13 protein-coding genes are annotated in these 19,248 nt (G+C 31.7%); 8 read left to right on the forward strand and 5 right to left on the reverse strand.

The annotated features are described in order from the left end of the window. The 3 genes from dnaA (at position 1) to gyrB (ending at position 4,888) form a co-directional block, all read left to right on the forward strand. A complete protein-coding gene (gene dnaA / locus FBF02_RS00005) occupies positions 1-1,323 on the forward strand; it encodes a chromosomal replication initiator protein DnaA (protein ID WP_002853144.1) in 1,323 nt (440 codons plus the stop codon). A gap of 159 nt (positions 1,324-1,482) precedes the next feature. Next, a complete protein-coding gene (gene dnaN / locus FBF02_RS00010; protein WP_021034163.1) occupies positions 1,483-2,550 on the forward strand; it encodes a DNA polymerase III subunit beta in 1,068 nt (355 codons plus the stop codon). Between the two features lie 28 nt (positions 2,551-2,578). Further along, positions 2,579-4,888 (forward strand): DNA topoisomerase (ATP-hydrolyzing) subunit B, encoded by a 2,310-nt coding sequence (gyrB, locus tag FBF02_RS00015; protein ID WP_002858833.1) that lies wholly within the window; start codon positions 2,579-2,581, stop codon positions 4,886-4,888. Positions 4,889-4,915: 27 nt separating this feature from the next. Here the strand turns inward: gyrB and FBF02_RS00020 are convergent, their stop codons facing one another. Further along, a complete protein-coding gene (locus FBF02_RS00020) occupies positions 4,916-5,257 on the reverse strand; it encodes a monoheme cytochrome C (protein ID WP_002853099.1) in 342 nt (113 codons plus the stop codon). A 2-nt stretch (positions 5,258-5,259) separates the two neighbouring features. After that, positions 5,260-6,498: a sulfite oxidase gene (locus FBF02_RS00025; protein ID WP_002853131.1), complete on the reverse strand. Its 1,239-nt coding sequence runs from the start codon at positions 6,496-6,498 to the stop codon at positions 5,260-5,262. Positions 6,499-6,702: 204 nt separating this feature from the next. Between FBF02_RS00025 and FBF02_RS00030 the strand changes: the two genes are divergently transcribed. From FBF02_RS00030 to FBF02_RS00045, 4 genes are all read left to right on the forward strand, one after another. Next, entirely contained in the window at positions 6,703-8,010 is a 1,308-nt protein-coding gene (locus FBF02_RS00030) for a Na+/H+ antiporter family protein (RefSeq protein WP_002864082.1), read from the forward strand. A 133-nt stretch (positions 8,011-8,143) separates the two neighbouring features. Beyond that, positions 8,144-12,634 carry a glutamate synthase large subunit gene (gltB, locus tag FBF02_RS00035; protein WP_002853155.1) on the forward strand — a complete coding sequence of 1,497 codons (4,491 nt, stop codon included), beginning with the start codon at positions 8,144-8,146 and terminating at the stop codon, positions 12,632-12,634. A 9-nt stretch (positions 12,635-12,643) separates the two neighbouring features. Next, on the forward strand, positions 12,644-14,395 hold the full coding sequence (locus FBF02_RS00040; RefSeq protein WP_002853121.1) for a DUF262 domain-containing protein: 1,752 nt from the start codon (positions 12,644-12,646) through the stop codon (positions 14,393-14,395). 2 nt (positions 14,396-14,397) lie between these two features. Then, entirely contained in the window at positions 14,398-15,843 is a 1,446-nt protein-coding gene (locus FBF02_RS00045) for a glutamate synthase subunit beta (protein WP_002853084.1), read from the forward strand. Here FBF02_RS00045 and FBF02_RS00050 read toward each other — a convergent pair whose 3' ends face one another. From FBF02_RS00050 to FBF02_RS00060, 3 genes are all read right to left on the reverse strand, one after another. After that, positions 15,844-16,419: a ribonuclease HII gene (locus FBF02_RS00050; protein WP_002853153.1), complete on the reverse strand. Its 576-nt coding sequence runs from the start codon at positions 16,417-16,419 to the stop codon at positions 15,844-15,846. A 32-nt stretch (positions 16,420-16,451) separates the two neighbouring features. Then, a complete protein-coding gene (locus tag FBF02_RS00055) occupies positions 16,452-16,691 on the reverse strand; it encodes a ComEA family DNA-binding protein (RefSeq protein WP_002853093.1) in 240 nt (79 codons plus the stop codon). 64 nt (positions 16,692-16,755) lie between these two features. After that, complete coding sequence (locus FBF02_RS00060) at positions 16,756-17,403, reverse strand: ferritin family protein (protein ID WP_002853081.1); 648 nt, start codon at positions 17,401-17,403, stop codon at positions 16,756-16,758. A 159-nt stretch (positions 17,404-17,562) separates the two neighbouring features. On the opposite strand from FBF02_RS00060, the gene ilvD reads away from it, so the two are divergent. After that, entirely contained in the window at positions 17,563-19,239 is a 1,677-nt protein-coding gene (gene ilvD, locus FBF02_RS00065; RefSeq protein WP_002853088.1) for a dihydroxy-acid dehydratase, read from the forward strand. The last annotated feature ends 9 nt before the right edge of the window (positions 19,240-19,248 follow it).

Below are 19,248 nucleotides of genomic sequence, written 5' to 3' on the forward strand. Positions count from 1 at the left end.
ATGAATCCAAGCCAAATACTTGAAAATTTAAAAAAAGAATTAAGTGAAAACGAATACGAAAACTATTTATCAAATTTAAAATTCAACGAAAAACAAAGCAAAGCAGATCTTTTAGTTTTTAATGCTCCAAATGAACTCATGGCTAAATTCATACAAACAAAATACGGCAAAAAAATCGCGCATTTTTATGAAGTGCAAAGCGGAAATAAAGCCATCATAAATATACAAGCACAAAGTGCTAAACAAAGCAACAAAAGCACAAAAATCGACATAGCTCATATAAAAGCACAAAGCACGATTTTAAATCCTTCTTTTACTTTTGAAAGTTTTGTTGTAGGGGATTCTAACAAATACGCTTATGGAGCATGTAAAGCCATAGCACATAAAGACAAACTTGGAAAACTTTATAATCCAATCTTTGTTTATGGACCTACAGGACTTGGAAAAACACATTTACTTCAAGCAGTTGGAAATGCAAGCTTAGAAATGGGAAAAAAAGTTATTTACGCTACCAGTGAAAATTTCATCAACGATTTTACTTCAAATTTAAAAAATGGTTCTTTAGATAAATTTCATGAAAAGTATAGAAACTGCGATGTTTTACTTATAGATGATGTACAGTTTTTAGGAAAAACCGATAAAATTCAAGAAGAATTTTTCTTTATATTTAATGAAATCAAAAATAACGATGGACAAATCATCATGACTTCAGACAATCCACCCAACATGCTAAAAGGTATAACCGAACGCTTAAAAAGTCGTTTTGCACATGGGATCATAGCTGATATAACTCCACCTCAACTAGATACAAAAATAGCCATCATAAGAAAAAAATGTGAATTTAACGATATCAATCTTTCTAATGATATTATAAACTATATCGCTACTTCTTTAGGGGATAATATAAGAGAAATCGAAGGTATCATCATAAGTTTAAATGCTTATGCAACCATACTAGGACAAGAAATCACACTCGAACTTGCCAAAAGTGTGATGAAAGATCATATCAAAGAAAAGAAAGAAAATATCACTATAGATGACATTTTATCTTTGGTATGTAAAGAATTTAACATCAAACCAAGCGATGTGAAATCCAATAAAAAAACTCAAAATATAGTCACAGCAAGACGCATTGTGATTTACCTAGCTAGGGCACTTACGGCTTTGACTATGCCACAACTTGCGAATTATTTTGAAATGAAAGATCATACAGCTATTTCACATAATGTTAAAAAAATCACAGAAATGATAGAAAATGATGGTTCTTTAAAAGCAAAAATCGAAGAACTTAAAAATAAAATTCTTGTTAAAAGTCAAAGTTAAGTGAAAGGATGTGAAAAATAAATTCTAGAGTGTGAAAAAAAGAAATTAAGCAAAGTATGATAAAATACAAATTTGATTATTTTGCTTTGAAGAATTTCACAATTTCAACAAGCTTATTATTACAACGAATTTAAAATTAAAATAAACCAAGGAGAAAAAATGAAGTTAAGTATCAATAAAAATACTTTAGAATCTGCAGTGATTTTATGTAATGCTTATGTAGAAAAAAAAGACTCAAGCACTATTACTTCTCATCTTTTTTTTCATGCTGATGAAGATAAACTTCTTATTAGAGCTAGTGATTATGAAATAGGTATCAACTATAAGATAAAAAAAATCCGCGTAGAATCAAGTGGTTTTGCTACTGCAAACGCAAAAAGTATTGCAGATGTTATTAAAAGCTTAAATAATGAAGAAGTTATTTTAGAAACCATTGATAATTTCTTATTTATAAGACAAAAAAGCACAAAATACAAACTTCCTATGTTTAATCATGAAGATTTTCCAAATTTTCCAAATACAGAAGGAAAAAACCAATTTGACATTGATTCAAGTGATTTAAGCCGTTCTCTTAAAAAGATATTACCAAGTATTGATACAAACAACCCAAAATACTCCTTAAATGGTGCATTTTTAGATATAAAAACAGATAAAATTAACTTCGTAGGAACTGATACAAAACGACTTGCAATCTATACTTTAGAAAAAGCAAATAATCAAGAATTTAGTTTTAGTATCCCTAAAAAAGCTATTATGGAAATGCAAAAACTTTTCTATGAAAAAATAGAAATTTTTTATGATCAAAATATGCTTATTGCCAAAAATGAAAATTTTGAATTCTTTACAAAACTTATCAATGATAAATTTCCAGATTATGAAAAAGTTATACCAAAAACTTTCAAACAAGAACTCAGTTTTTCAACTGAAGATTTTATAGATAGTCTTAAAAAAATCAGCGTTGTAACTGAAAAAATGAGACTTCATTTTAACAAAGATAAAATCATCTTTGAAGGTATAAGTTTAGACAATATGGAAGCAAAAACAGAACTTGAAATTCAAACAGGAGTAAGTGAAGAATTTAATCTTACTATAAAAATCAAACATTTACTTGATTTCTTAACTTCTATAGAAGAAGAAAAATTCACTTTAAGTGTAAATGAACCTAATTCAGCATTTATAGTCAAATCCCAAGGACTATCAATGATTATCATGCCTATGATTTTGTAATAAAACAAGTAAAAGATAAAGGAAAAATATGCAAGAAAATTACGGTGCGAGTAATATTAAAGTCCTAAAAGGCTTAGAAGCTGTTAGAAAACGCCCAGGTATGTATATAGGAGATACAAACATAGGCGGACTTCATCATATGATTTATGAAGTTGTGGATAATTCTATCGATGAAGCTATGGCAGGACATTGCGATACTATAGATGTAGAAATCACTACTGAAGGAAGCTGTATAGTTAGTGATAATGGTCGTGGTATTCCTGTTGATATGCACCCAACTGAAAATATGCCAACTTTAACTGTTGTTTTAACTGTCCTACATGCAGGGGGAAAATTCGATAAAGATACTTATAAAGTTTCAGGCGGTTTGCACGGTGTTGGGGTTTCGGTTGTAAATGCACTCTCTAAAAAACTTGTAGCTACAGTTGAAAGAAATGGAGAAATTTATCGTCAAGAATTTTCAGAAGGTAAAGTTATCAGTGAATTTGGTGTGATAGGAAAAAGTAAAAAAACAGGAACAACTATAGAATTTTGGCCTGATGATCAAATTTTTGAAGTGACTGAATTTGATTATGAAATTTTGGCTAAAAGATTTCGTGAACTTGCATACTTAAATCCAAAAATCACTATAAATTTTAAAGATAACCGCGTAGGCAAACATGAAAGTTTTCACTTTGAAGGTGGAATTTCTCAGTTTGTTACAGACTTAAATAAAAAAGAAGCTTTAACTAAAGCAATTTTCTTTAGTGTAGATGAAGAAGATGTGAATGTTGAAGTAGCTTTGCTTTACAATGATACTTATAGTGAAAATTTACTCTCTTTTGTAAATAATATTAAAACCCCAGATGGTGGAACACACGAAGCTGGTTTTAGAATGGGTTTAACTCGTGTGATAAGTAACTATATAGAAGCAAATGCAAGTGCTAGAGAAAAGGATAATAAAATCACGGGTGATGATGTGCGTGAAGGTTTGATCGCTATTGTGAGTGTAAAGGTACCTGAACCACAATTTGAAGGACAAACCAAAGGAAAACTTGGTTCAACTTATGTGCGTCCTATAGTTTCAAAAGCAAGTTTTGAGTATTTGACTAAATATTTTGAAGAAAATCCTATCGAAGCTAAAGCTATAATGAATAAAGCTTTAATGGCAGCTAGAGGAAGAGAAGCAGCGAAAAAAGCTAGAGAATTAACGCGCAAAAAAGAAAGTTTAAGCGTAGGAACTTTACCAGGGAAATTAGCTGATTGTCAAAGTAAAGATCCAAGTGAAAGTGAAATTTATCTTGTGGAAGGGGATTCTGCAGGAGGTTCTGCAAAACAAGGTAGAGAAAGATCTTTCCAAGCTATACTGCCTTTGCGTGGTAAAATTTTAAATGTTGAAAAAGCAAGACTAGATAAAATTTTAAAATCTGAGCAAATTCAAAATATGATTACCGCTTTTGGCTGTGGTATAGGTGAAGATTTTGATCTTTCAAAACTTAGATATCATAAAATCATCATCATGACAGATGCGGATGTTGATGGATCTCATATACAAACCTTGCTTTTAACTTTCTTCTTCCGTTTTATGAATGAACTTGTGGCAAATGGACATATTTATCTAGCACAACCACCTTTATATCTTTATAAAAAAGCTAAAAAGCAAATTTATTTAAAAGATGAAAAAGCTTTGAGCGAATACCTGATAGAAACGGGAATAGAAGGTTTAAACTATGAAGGTATAGGAATGAATGATTTAAAAGATTATTTAAAAATCGTTGCAGCTTATCGTGCGATTTTAAAAGATCTTGAAAAGCGTTTTAATGTGATTTCTGTGATACGCTATATGATAGAAAATTCAAATTTAGTTAAAGGAAATAATGAAGAATTATTTAGTGTAATCAAACAATTTTTAGAAACACAAGGACACAATATCTTAAATCATTATATCAACGAAAATGAAATTCGAGCTTTCGTTCAAACTCAAAATGGCTTAGAAGAACTTGTGATCAATGAAGAACTTTTCACTCATCCACTATATGAAGAAGCGAGTTATATTTTTGATAAGATTAAAGATAGAAGCTTGGAATTTGATAAAGATATTTTAGAAGTTCTTGAAGATGTTGAAACCAATGCTAAAAAAGGTGCTACTATACAACGCTATAAAGGTTTAGGGGAAATGAATCCTGAGCAACTTTGGGAAACCACAATGGATCCAAGCGTAAGAAGACTTTTAAAAATCACTATTGAAGATGCACAAAGTGCAAATGATACCTTTAATCTCTTTATGGGTGATGAGGTTGAACCAAGACGCGATTATATCCAAGCGCACGCTAAAGATGTAAAGCATTTGGATGTGTAAAAATTTATCATTGAAGAAATGATTTCTTCAATGAGTTTTGTTTTGTAAGAGTATAGCTAGAGGAATTCTTCTTCTTGTATCGTATTTTTCTCCATAATATTTTTCAAGATAATTTAAAATTTTTTCTTCATCTTCAGGTTCTATTTCCCAAAGTCCTTCACTATCTTGCATCCATCTTATAGCTGCTAACCAAGCTTTTCTACTTGCATGCATATTGGTAATGAGATTGGATCCATGACAAGCTAAACAATTTGCTTCCACTAAAGGTGAATCAGGATCGATAATCAATCCTGTATCAGGGTTAATTTCAAGATTTTGAGCCCAACTTGCACTTAAAAACAATGCTAAGATCAATATAATTTTTTTCATACTTAAACTCCATAAACATTAACTCTATGGCATGCATTATTGATATATCCTCCTGGATTCCACTGTGCTAAAACCATAGGTTGACTGTTACCTTGACTATCGATAGCTCTTGCCCAAATTTCATAATATCCTTTTGTTGGTATTGATATTTGAGCACTCCATTTTTGCCATGCTAATCTATTTAATGGTTTTTCTACCTTTGCTTTAGTCCATGTTACGCCATAATCATTGCTTACATAAACTTCACTAACTTCAAGTTCTCCAGCCCAAGCTTTACCTCTAACTTCAAATTTTTTATTTGCTTTTATTTCAGAACCATTTTTGATATTAGTAATTACAGATCTTATAGGCATTGATTCTATGATTTTCATCTCGCCTTTATAGTTAAAATCTCCTGGTTTTACCGGATTTACAGGAACTTTATAAGAACCTTCCATTTTTTCACCATCATGAATTTTATTTCTTACTGAAATTTTATAAAGCCATTTACCGCTTGTACTTGCAGGGTAACCACCACAAACAAGTCTAAGTGGATAGCCATTGACTAAAGGAATATCTTTGCCTTCATAAGCCCAAGCTATTAGAGTTTCATCTTGTAAAGCTTTAGAAATAGGAACTCCTCTACTAATAGGTGAAGTTTCTTCACCATTTAATTTTGTATCTATGCCATAATATCCGATATAAACCGCATCATTTTTGATGCCACAATCTTTTAAAATATCTTTTAAACGCACTCCTGTCCATCTACCGCAAGCTACTGCACCATAACCCCATTGAGTTCCTTTTGTGCTAGGTATAACTTCGGATCTACCATTTCCACCGCATTCAACTGTTAAGGCATAAGTATAGGTTTTAAATTTCTTTTTTAAATCTTCTATGGTGTAAGATTTTTTATTGATAATGCTTTCTCCATCGATTTCTAAAGTCCAACCTTTATGAAGTCTTTCTTTTATCGTTTCTAGGCTTGGTGGTAAGCCATTATTTCTAACAAAGAAATTTTCAGGTTTAGTAAAATCAGAATCAAGAGCATAAATTTCAGTTTCTGCTGTTAATGGTTTTTCGCCATGGTAGATAAGATCTTTTTTACCTTCTATTTTAAAATCAGGCAATTCTTTTGCCAAAGCCTTACTTCCTAAAAAATTCTCAAAAGAAAAATTTGACAATACACTAATGCCAAATAAACCAAGTCCTATATTTTTTAGAAAGTCTCTACGATTTTCTTTTTGATCGTTCTGTTTCATTGAAATATCCTTAAATATTTATATAATCTTTTATTTTATTATAAATTTTAAAAATTTAAATAATTAATTATATTAATTATTTAAATTAAAAAAATTAATTATTTTTATAATTTTACATATTAAAATAAAATCATCATATGTTCGAGTTTTATTACATTTTAACTAAGTTTTTTCTACAATTAAATTTTTAAAATTATTTAAGGAATGATTTTGACTTTACTTACTAATCCTATCATTATCAGTGTTGTTTTGATGACTTTACTTTGTTTGTTTCGTTTTAATGTACTTTTGAGTCTTTTGATCTCAGCTCTTGTTGCAGGTGTATTTTCTCATCTTGAACTCGTAGATACTATGAATATACTTATAAGCGGAATGAAAGAAAATTTAAAAACAGCTCTTAGCTATATACTTTTAGGGGCCATTGCCGCAGCGATTTCAAAGACAAATTTAACTGCATATTTGATTAAGATAGTAAGTCATTTTATATCTCATAAAAAATATTTATTGCTTTTGTCTATAGCTTTGATTTCTTGTTTTTCTCAAAATTTAATTCCTATTCATGTAGCTTTTATACCTTTGTTGATTCCACCTCTTTTAAGTCTTTTTAATAAACTTAAAATCGATCGTAGAGCGGTTGCTTGTGCTTTAACTTTTGGACTTACTACGCCTTATATGGTTTTGCCAGTAGGTTTTGGGCTTACTTTTCAAGATCTTTTAAAAGATAATTTAAATGCAAATAATGTAAGTGCATCTTTAAATGATGTTACAAATACTATGTATTTCGCTGCTATTTGTATGATAGCAGGACTTTTTCTAGCGCTTTTTGTGTTTTATCGTAAGCCAAGAGAGTATCAAGAAGTAGAAATTGCTAAAGTGGATTTAGAAAATCTTGAAATGACGCGTAAGGAATGGGGCGTTTTAGCTGGGCTTGTTTTAACTTTAATTTTGCAAATTTTGACTATGAATTTACCTTTATCAGGGCTTTTGGGTTTTGTTTTAATGGTTATTTTGGGTGGAGTTGAATTTTCAAAAGTCAATGAAGTTTTTGATGATGGGCTTAAAATGATGGGTTTTATAGCTTTTGTTATCCTTGTTGCTGCAGGATATGGAGAAGTTTTAAAAGAAAGTGGATCAGTAGTAGATCTTGTAAATTCAGTCGTTCCTTGGATGGAACAAAGTAAATTTTTAGCAGTATTTTTCATGCTTTTAATAGGACTTATCATCACTATGGGTATAGGTACTTCTTTTGGAACTATACCTATCATAGCTACGCTTTTTTGTCCTATTTGTTTGGAGCTTGGTTTTAGTACAGCACTTATTATATTTATCTTAGGAGTAGCAGGAGCTTTAGGAGATGCAGGAAGTCCAGCCAGTGAAACAACCATGGGAACTACTGTAGGATTAAATGCTGATAAACAACACGATCACATTAAAGATACTTGCATACCAACTTTTATTTTTTATAATGGTCCATTATTGATTTTAGGTAGTATTATCGCCATGTTTTTATAATTTTTGCAAATCTATTAAAATATTTTTTAATTTATTTATTTTTAAGATAAAAATTATATCGATTTTAAAAAAATGTATGCTATAATCCTTATAAAGCTAACAAAATTTAAATCAGTCTTATAAGGAGAGCAAAATGGATTTAGAAAATATCCTAGAAAATAATCAAAGCATAGGTTTATATCACCCAAAGAACGAACACGATGCCTGTGGTATCGCTGCAGTTGCTAATATACGCGGTATTGCTTCTTATAAGGTTATTTGTGATGCTTTAGAAATTTTGATGAATCTTGAACACCGAGGTGGTACAGGAGCTGAAGAAAATTCAGGTGATGGGGCGGGGATTTTAATCCAAATTCCACATGATTTTTTTAAAACTCAAGAATTGGGTTTTGAACTTCCTAAAAAGGGTGATTATGCTGTAGCACAGATGTTTTTATCACCCAATACTGATGCAAAAGAAGAAGCAAAAGAAATATTTTTACAAGGTTTAAAGGATAAAAAACTTGAATTTTTAGGTTTTAGAGAAGTGCCTTTTAATCCTAGCGATATAGGTGCAAGTGCTTTAAAAGCTATGCCTTATTTTTTACAAGCCTTTGTAAAAAAACCAAGTAAAATAAGTGCAGGACTTGAGTTTGAAAGAGTGCTTTATAGTACGCGTCGACTTATAGAAAAAAGAGCTATTAATGTGCCAAAATTTTATTTTTCAAGTTTTTCTTCACGCACCATAGTTTATAAAGGAATGCTTCTTTCAACTCAATTGAGCGATTTTTATCTTGATTTTAAAGATGTCAATATGAAATCAGCCATCGCTTTGGTGCATTCTCGCTTTTCGACTAATACCTTCCCAAGTTGGGAAAGAGCCCATCCAAACCGTTATATGGTGCATAATGGAGAGATTAATACCATACGCGGAAATGTTGATAGCATAAGAGCTAGAGAAGGCTTGATGCAAAGTGAGTATTTTGAAAATTTAGATGAAATTTTTCCTATCATAGCTAAGCTTAGCAGTGATTCTGCAATGTTTGATAATACTTTAGAATTTTTAGCTCTAAATGGTCGTACTTTAGAAGAAGCTTTTATGATGATGGTGCCAGAACCTTGGCATAAAAATGAAAATATGGAAAGCAAAAAGCGTGCTTTTTATGAATATCATTCTTTATTGATGGAGCCTTGGGATGGACCTGCTGCTATAGTTTTTACTGATGGAGTGATTATGGGGGCGAGTTTGGATAGAAATGGTTTTCGTCCTTCAAGGTATTATCTTACAAAAGATGATATGCTCATACTTTCAAGTGAAACAGGGGCTTTAAAACTTGATGAAAAAAATATCAAAGCTAAAAAACGCTTAGAACCTGGAAAACTTTTACTCGTTGATACAGCAAGAGGTAGGGTTATAGCTGATAATGAAATCAAAGAGCATTATGCTAATGCTAAGCCTTATAAAAAATGGCTTAAAAATTTAGTTGAACTTGAAAAACAAAAAAGCGGAGTTTATAAACATCAGTTTTTAAAAGAAGATGAGGTTTTAAAACTTCAAAAAGCTTTTGGTTGGAGTTATGATGAGCTTAAAATGAGCGTGGCTGCTATGGCTCAAAATGGTAAAGAAGCTATAGCAGCTATGGGTGTAGATACTCCTTTGGCTATACTTTCTAAAACTTATCAACCTTTGTATAATTATTTTAAACAACTTTTTGCACAAGTAACTAATCCTCCTCTTGATGCCATAAGAGAAGAGATTGTTACTTCTACAAGGATTTATCTAGGAAGCGAAGGCAATTTATTAAAACCCGATGAAAACAATGCAAAACGCGTAAAAATAGCCTTGCCTGTGATAAGCAATGAAGAACTTTTTGAAGTTAAGGCTTTAAATAAATTTCAAGTTAAAGAATTTTCTATACTTTATGATTATTCTAAAAAAACTTTAGAAAAGGCTTTAGATGAACTTTGCGTTAAGATAGAAGATGAGGTTAAAAAAGGTGTTTCTATTATCATTTTAAGCGATAAAGGAGTGGATGAAAAAAACGCTTATATCCCTGCTTTGCTTGCTGTTTCTGGAGTGCATAATCATCTAGTAAGAAAAAATTTAAGAACACATACAAGTCTTATCATCGAAAGTGGTGAACCTAGAGAAATTCATCATTTTGCATGTCTTTTAGGTTATGGTGCGACTGTTATTAATCCTTATTTGGTTTATGAGAGTATACAAAAACTCATTGCCAATAAAGATTTAAATTTAAGTTATGAAAAGGCGGTAGAAAATTTCATCAAGGCAAGTTCAAGTGGTATAGTCAAAATTGCTTCTAAAATGGGGGTTTCTACCTTGCAAAGTTATAATGGCTCTGCACTTTTTGAATGTCTGGGCTTAAGCTCTAAGGTGATTGATAAATACTTCACTTCTACAACTTCACGCATTGAAGGTATGGATTTAGAAGATTTTGAAAAAGAACTCATTGCTTTACACAAACATGCTTTTAACGATACACATAAGGCTTTAGATTCTAAAGGAATTCATGGTTTTAGAAGTGCTAAAGAAGAACATTTAATCGATCCGCTTGTGATTTTTAATCTTCAGCAAGCCTGTCGCAACAAAGACTATAAAAGCTTTAAAAAATACTCGGCTTTAGTAGATGAAAAACAAGTTAATTTGCGTTCTTTGATGGAATTTGATTTTAGTGAAGCTATCAGTATAGATAAGGTTGAAAGTGTAGAAAGTATAGTTAAACGCTTTAGAACAGGGGCGATGAGTTATGGTTCTATTTCTAAAGAAGCACACGAGTGTTTAGCACAGGCTATGAATAAAATAGGTGCTAAATCAAATTCAGGTGAAGGTGGTGAGGATGAAGAACGCTATGAAATCAAAGAGGGTGTGGATAAAAACTCAGCCATTAAGCAAGTAGCAAGTGGGCGTTTTGGCGTGGATTTAAACTACTTAAGTCATGCAAAAGAAATTCAAATCAAAGTCGCTCAAGGTGCAAAACCAGGTGAGGGCGGACAATTAATGGGCTTTAAAGTCTATCCTTGGATAGCTAAGGCTAGACATTCTACTGCAGGTGTGACGCTTATTTCCCCACCTCCTCATCATGATATTTATTCTATTGAGGATTTGGCTCAACTCATTTATGATTTAAAACATGCGAACAAAGACGCTAAAATTTCAGTAAAACTTGTAAGCGAAAATGGCATAGGAACGGTTGCTGCAGGTGTGGCTAAGGCAGGCGCGAATTTAATCCTTGTTTCAGGTTATGATGGAGGTACGGGTGCAAGTCCTAGAACTTCTATACCGCATGCTGGAATTCCTTGGGAGTTAGGCTTAGCTGAAACGCATCAAACTTTGATCTTAAATAAGCTTAGAGATAGGGTAAGATTAGAAACTGATGGAAAGCTTATGAATGGGCGTGATTTAGCCATAGCAGCACTTTTAGGAGCTGAAGAATTTGGTTTTGCAACCGCTCCTTTGATTGTTTTAGGTTGTACAATGATGAGAGTTTGTCATCTAAATACCTGTCCTTTTGGTATAGCCACTCAAGATACAGAACTTAGAGATCGTTTCAAAGGCAAAGTAGATGATGTGATTAATTTCATGTATTTTATAGCTGAGGAGCTTAGAGAATACATGGCAAGGCTTGGTTTTGAACGCCTAGATGATATGATAGGTCGCGTGGATAAACTCCGCCAAAAAAGTGTGCAAGGTAAAGCAGGAAAGCTAAATTTAGATAAAATTTTAAAATCCTTGCCTACTTATAATAGAACCGCTGTGCATTTTAAAGATTATAAAGACAATAAACTTGAAAAAACGATTGATTATAGAATTTTACTACCACTTTGTAAAAATGCTGTGGAGAAAAAAGAGCCTATCAAACTTTCTTTAGAAGTAGGAAATCAAAGTCGTACTTTTGCAACTATGCTTTCAAGTGAAATTTTAAAAACTTATGGAAAAGATGCTTTAGATGAAGATAGTATCCATATCAAAGCTATAGGCAATGCAGGCAATAGCTTTGGAGCGTTTTTGTTAAAGGGTATTAAACTTGAGATTATAGGCGATAGCAATGATTATTTAGGCAAGGGTTTAAGTGGTGGTAAAATCATAGCAAAAATTTCAAATGAAGCCACTTTTTCACCTGAAGAAAATATCATCGCAGGAAATGCTTGTTTATACGGAGCTACAAAAGGTGAAGTGTATTTAGATGGTATAGCAGGGGAAAGATTTTGTGTAAGAAATTCAGGGGCTTTGGCTGTGGTTTTAGGAACAGGCGTGCATGGTTGTGAATATATGACAGGTGGACAAGTTGTAGTTCTTGGAGATGTGGGTGCGAATTTCGCTGCTGGTATGAGTGGGGGCGTTGTTTATATCTTTGGAAGACACAATGAAGCTCATGTAAATACCGAGCTTGTGGATATTAAAGATCTTAATGCTAAGGATGAAAAAGAATTAAAAGCTGTGATAGAAAAACATATCACTTATACAGATTCTAAAAAGGCTAAAGATATTTTAGAAAAATTCGATAAAAAAGACTTTTTTAAAGTCATGCCAAGAGATTATGAAAAGATGTTAAAAATGCTTGATCTTTGTAAAAATGAAAAAGATCCAAATTTAGCAGCATTTTTGAAAATCACACAAAAATAAGGAGTAAAAATGGCAGGATTTCAATCACCAATAACAATTAATGAAGCAATGCAAAGAATAAAAAACAATGAATATTTACTTCCAGCATTTCAAAGAGAGTATGTTTGGGAGCCTTGGCAGATAGAAGAATTATTTGATTCACTAATACGAGGATATCCTATAAGTTCTATGCTTTTTTGGAAAGTAAAAGATGAAAGCAAGACAGCTTGGAAATTTTATAGATTTTTAGAATATTATCGTGAATCGTATCATACGCATAATGATTATTTTAACACCTCAAACCATAAAGATTTTTATGCGATTTTAGATGGACAACAAAGATTAACTTCGCTTTATTTTGCTTTGTTTGGAAATTATGATATTCACAGATCATATAATAAATGGGAGAACAATGATAGATATTTTAAAATTTGTCATTTTTATTTTAATCTCACTCAAAGCAAGAAACCAGAAAATGAAAATATTGAATATGAATTTTTATGGCTTGATAAATTAGAAACAAAAGAACAAAATATTTATATTGATAAATATCAGCAAAAATGGTTTAAGTGTCAGTATTTATATCAATATGATTCAGGAAGAGTAAGAAAAATAGCAAAAGAATTTAATTTAAACGAAAATGAAGAAGATAGATTAGATCTATTGCATCAAAAGATATTTGATAAGAATTTAATTAATTTCTATTTAGAAGAAGAACAAGATCCAGATAAAGCGGTTAATATTTTTATTAGAATTAATTCAAATGGTGAGCCTCTTGATTATTCTGATATTTTATTTAGTATTGCTATTGCAAATTGGAATAAAATTGATGCAAGAACAGAAATAAATAATCTTGTAGATAAAATTAATGAAAATTTCGATATCTCTAAAGATTTAATCCTTAAAGGATTTTTATATTTATTCCATAACAATATTAAATTTCAAATCAATAGTTTTGATAAAAATTTTATAGAATCCATAGAAGCTAAATGGGAAGGCATAAAAAATGCTTTTATTGAAACATTTAGATTGCTTAGAAGTTTTGGATTTGAAGCAAAAACACTTTCATCAAATAATGCTATTTTACCCATTTTATATTTTATTTATCATAAAAATTTGACAAATAATATAGTAGATTCTGTCAAGTGTAATGAAAATAGAGCTATAATAAAAAAATGGTTGTTAAGGGCAATTATTTTAAAGCCTTTTGGTGGAAGTAGTGATACGGTATTGTCTAACATGCGTAAAGCTTTTATTAAAGATTTTAAGCAAAATAGTGGCTTTTTTGATAGAGAAATAGAATTATTTCCATTGGAAGAAATTGAAAAAGAGGCAAAATATATACAAACAATAGATGAAGAATATTTAGAAAATAATGTCATAGAATGCCGTAAAAATAGTCCTGAAGCGTTTGCTGTGTTATCTTTACTTTATCCAAATTTAGATTATAAAAATAATAATTTTCATAAAGATCATTTGCATCCAGAGTCCGCATATAAAGAATATGAAAAACTTTATAAAGCTACAGATAATTGTATTTCTTTTAATATTTATGATTCTTTACCAAATTTACAAATGCTTGATGCAAATGAAAATGAATCTAAAAATAACAAACCTTTAAAGCAATGGGTAAATGAAAAATGTAATGGAAATAGAAAGGAATTTTTAGGAAAACACTTAATTCCTGATGTTGATTTATCTTTGGAAAATTTTAATAATTTTATAGAAGAAAGAAAAAAAATTATTATAGACAAGCTAAAAAGTATATTAAATAAGGAGTAAAAATGGGAAATGCAAGAGGTTTTTTGGACTTTAAAAGAATGGATTTTAAAAAAATTGCTCCTAAAGAAAGGATTTTAAATTACAAAGAATTTACTATACCTTTGGATAAAAAAGAACAAGAAGTTCAAGGTGGACGATGTATGGATTGTGGGGTAGCTTTTTGTCATACGGGTGTGATGAGCGAAGGAAAAGATGTGGGCTGTCCTTTAAACAATCTCATTCCTGAATGGAACGATCTTGTTTATCGTTCTTTATGGAAAGAAGCTTATGAAAGACTTGATCTTACCAATCCTTTTCCTGAATTTACCGGTCGTGTTTGCCCTGCTCCTTGTGAGGATTCTTGTGTGTGTGCGATAAATGGTGTTAGTGTGAGCATAAAAAATAATGAATTATCCATTATAGAAAATGCTTTTAAGGAAAATTTAGTAAGAGTAAATAAACCTAAGCAATACAATGGCAAAAAAATCGCTGTCATAGGAAGTGGGCCTGCTGGGCTTGCTTGTGCCAATACTTTAAATTCACTAGGTTATAAAGTAAGTGTTTTTGAAAGAAGCGATAAAATAGGCGGACTTTTGATGTATGGCATCCCTGATATGAAGCTTGATAAAAGTATAGTTCAAAGACGGGTGGATTTGCTTAAAAAAAGTGGGATTGAATTTAAAGTGAATGAAAATATAGACAGCAAAGATAAGGTTTCAAAACTTCTAAAAGAATTTGATGCTTTGGTGCTTTGTACAGGAGCAAGTAAGCCTATAGATCTTGATATAGAAGGTAGAAAGCTAAAAGGGGTTGAATTTGCCCTTGATTTTTTAACGCAAAATACCAAAACTTTGTTAAAAACAGGCAAGGGTGCAGATATGGCCAAAGGTAAAAATGTCTTGGTTATAGGAAGCGGGGATACAAGTGTGGATTGTATCGCTGTAGCGACAAGACAAGGGGCTAAATCTATAGTGCGTTTTGAAAGAAGTCCAAAAAGACCTTTGCAAAGAAGCCAAAACAATCCTTGGCCTTTAAAAGCTGACATTTTTACTACTGATTATGGTTTAGAAGAAGCCATTGCTGTATATGGCAAAGATCCTAGGGAATATCAAAAAATGACAAAGAAATTTTTAGGAAAAACTCATGTAGAAGGTGTTGAAGCAAATGATTTAAAACGCGAGTTTAAAGAAGGCAAAGCTATAAATGTCGAAATTTCAAATTCTAAAAAAACTTATAAAGCGGATTTAGTGCTTTTAGCTATGGGTTTTAGCGGGTGCGAAGAAGCTATCTCTAAAAATTTTGGAGTGAAATTAGATGAGAAAAACAACATAAGCACAGAAAATTTCCAAACCACTCATAAAAAAATCTTTGCTTGTGGAGATGCTAGAAAAGGACAATCTTTAGTTGTTTGGGCTATAAAAGATGGTATAGAATGTGCTTTGAGTTTGCATCAAAATTTAGCAAAATAATCATAAAAGTTTAAAACTTTTTCGGTGGAGTTTGCAAATTCCAAATTTAGCTATAAATTCTTTATGAGCTTTTGTGCCATAGGCTTTGTTTTTTTCAAATTCATAACAAGGAAAGTCTTTAGCTAAGAAATTCATCACTCTATCTTTACTAACTTTTGCGAGTATGCTAGCTGCACTTACTTGCAAAATGCTAGTGTCGGCTTTGATTTGTGTTTTTATCCCGTTTATACCTAGGTTGGTGTTTCCATCATATAAGAAGTTATTTTCTGTTTTAAAATGCTTTTTTATAAGTTTTAAGCCTTTTTTTAAACAAGTGCTTAAGCCTAGTGCGTCGATTTGTTCTGAAGAAAAAGCAAGTATGAGATAGTTTGAATTTTTGATGATGATTTCATAAAGTTCTTCGCGTTTTTTTTCGCTTAGTTTTTTAGAATCACACAACCCATCAAGTTGTTTGTTCAGTTTGCAAGCTGCCATCATCATAGGACCTGCTAAAGCACCGCGTCCTGCTTCATCAATACCGATTAAATTTATATCAAATTCGTTTAAAAGTTCTTTTGTGTCAAATAAAGTTTTCAAATTTTTCTAAAAAGAAGGGCAAAAATGCCCTTTTATTCTATTGTGATATCATTTTTGATTTTTTCAAAAAGCTTATCACCTATGCCTTTAACTTTTTTAAGATCATCAATACTTGTAAAATTTGCTTCTTTGCGGTATTCTAAAATCGCTTTAGCTTTAGCTTCGCCAATACCATTTAAACTTTTTAATTCTTTTAGTGTTGCAGTGTTGATATTTACAGCACCAAAGAGAAAAGCCGTTAAAGCAAAAAATAAAAATAGTAATTTTTTCATTTTCTTATCCTTTTATTAAAAAATAATTATAATATTATCTTAAAAAGGATAAGAATTTCTTAACTTAACCCAAAAATTCGCGTTTAAAATACTCTTTTGGTGCTTTACATAAAGGACAGGCTGCTGGAGCTTTTTTGCCACGATGTATATGTCCGCATACTTCACAAACCCATAATTCTTCTACTTCACTATTAAAAAATTCTTCTTCTTCGAGCATTTTTTTAAGCGCTAGATATTCTCTTTCGTGTTCGATTTCTACTTTACCAATAGCTGTAAATAATCTCGCTATAGCCTTTTTGCCTTCATCTTCAGCGATTTTTGCAAAATTTGGATACATAGTTGTGTGCTCATAGTTTTCACCTTCTGCAGCAGTTACTAGGTTTTTTGTAGTTACTTCTAAAGGTTTGCCATCAACGATTTCATGATAAGCTTTAAATTCTGCTCTTGCATGCCATTTTTCATTTTCAGCCGCTTCTCTAAAATGTCTAGCAACCGCATGCCAACCTTCTTCTTCAGCTACATCAGCAAATAAATCGTATTTGTTTCTTGCCATAGATTCGCCTGCAAAAGCTTTCATTAAATTTACTGCAGTTAAATCTGTAGTGATACATTTCATTTCTTCACCACAACAACTAAGCTTACCGCCACCTACATTTTGAACTTCTACTTCATTGCCACATTTTTGGCATTTATAGGTTTCATATTGTCTCATTTTGACTCCTTTTTTGATTATCAAAAAGTATTGTATTATAAAAAAATATTTTTGTCAATTAATAATTTTTATCATTTATGAAAATGTATATCAAAATAAATTTCACAAAAATTAAGCTTTGCTAAATATAATTTTAAAAAATTATTATCAGGAGTTACAATGAGAAGCGATGCGATAAAAAAAGGACATTTAAGAGCACCTAATCGTTCTTTACTTCGTGCTTGTGGTTTGAAAGATGAAGATTTTGACAAACCTTTTATAGGTGTAGCAAATAGCTATATAGATATAATCCCAGGGCATTATTTTTTAAATGATTATGCTAAAATCATTAAAGATGAGATACGCAAAAATGGTTGCGTACCTTTTGAGTTTAATACCATAGGCGTAGATGATGGTATAGCTATGGGACATGAAGGTATGCTTTATTCTTTACCAAGTCGTGAACTTATCGCAAATTCTATTGAAACGGTGATGAATGCTCATCAACTTGATGCTTTAATCTGTATTCCAAACTGCGATAAAATTACTCCTGGTATGTTAATGGGAGCTTTAAGGGTCAATGTTCCAACCATTTTTGTAAGTGGTGGGCCTATGGCTTCAGGAGTAACCAAAAAAGGAGAAAAGATCAGCCTTAGCTCTGTTTTTGAAGCTGTAGGGGCTTATGAATCCAAAAAAATTAGTGAAGAAGAATTTAAAGATATAGAATGTTCAGCCTGTCCAAGTGGTGGATCTTGTTCGGGAATGTTTACAGCAAATTCTATGAATACCTTATGCGAAGCTATGGGTATAGCACTAGAAGGCAATGGAACCATTTTAGCTTTAAGTAAAGAAAGAGAAGAGCTTTTAAGAAAAGCAGCGCGTCGTATTTGTGAAATCGCCCTAGATGAACGTTTTAAAATTCGTAATATCATCACTCAAAAAGCTGTGCGTAATGCTATGGTAGTAGATATGGCAATGGGTGGAAGTAGCAATACAGTTTTACACATGCTTGCCATTTCGCGTGAAGCAGGGGTAGCACTAGATATTAAAGATTTAAATTTCATCTCAAGCAAAGTTGCACACATAGCAAAAATAGCCCCATCGCTAAATAGTGTTTATATGGATGATATCCACAAAGCAGGCGGTGTGAGTGCAGTTATGGCTGAAATTTCAAGCAGACAAGGACATATTTTAGAACTTGATGCACTGACCATTACAGGAGAAAGTCTCAAAGAACGCTTAAAAAATGCCAAAATCAAAGATGAAAATATCATTCGTAAAGTAGATAATGCTTACTCAAAAGTAGGTGGGCTTGCCATTTTGTTTGGAAATTTAGCCAAGCAAGGTTGCGTTATAAAAACCGCAGGAATAATCGGAGAAAGAAAATTTAAAGGCAAAGCTGTTTGTTTTAACTCTCAAGATGAAGCTATAAAAGGCATTATCAAAGGCAAGGTGCAAAAAGGAAATGTTTGTGTAATACGCTATGAAGGTCCAAAAGGGGGTCCTGGTATGCAAGAAATGTTAAGTCCTACTTCACTTTTAATGGGTATGGGTTTAGGTGCTGATGTAGCTTTAATCACCGATGGTCGTTTTAGTGGGGCTACAAGGGGTTTAAGCGTCGGTCATATTTCCCCTGAAGCAGCTGAAGGTGGTCTTATAGGACTTTTAAAAGATGGAGATGAAATAGAAATTGATGTAGATGCTTATACTATCCATGCAAATGTAAGTGAAGAAGAAATTGCTAAACGTAAAAAAGAATTTGCATTGCCTCAAAAAGAGGTGTCTTCAAGATGGCTTAGAATGTATCAAAAACTTGTTAGCAATGCTAGTAAAGGTGCGGTTTTAGATATGGAATGAAAGGCTTCC

Origin of the sequence: Campylobacter sp. CFSAN093226 (assembly GCF_012897595.1) — a bacterium.
Classification (GTDB): Bacteria; Campylobacterota; Campylobacteria; order Campylobacterales; family Campylobacteraceae; genus Campylobacter_D; species Campylobacter_D jejuni.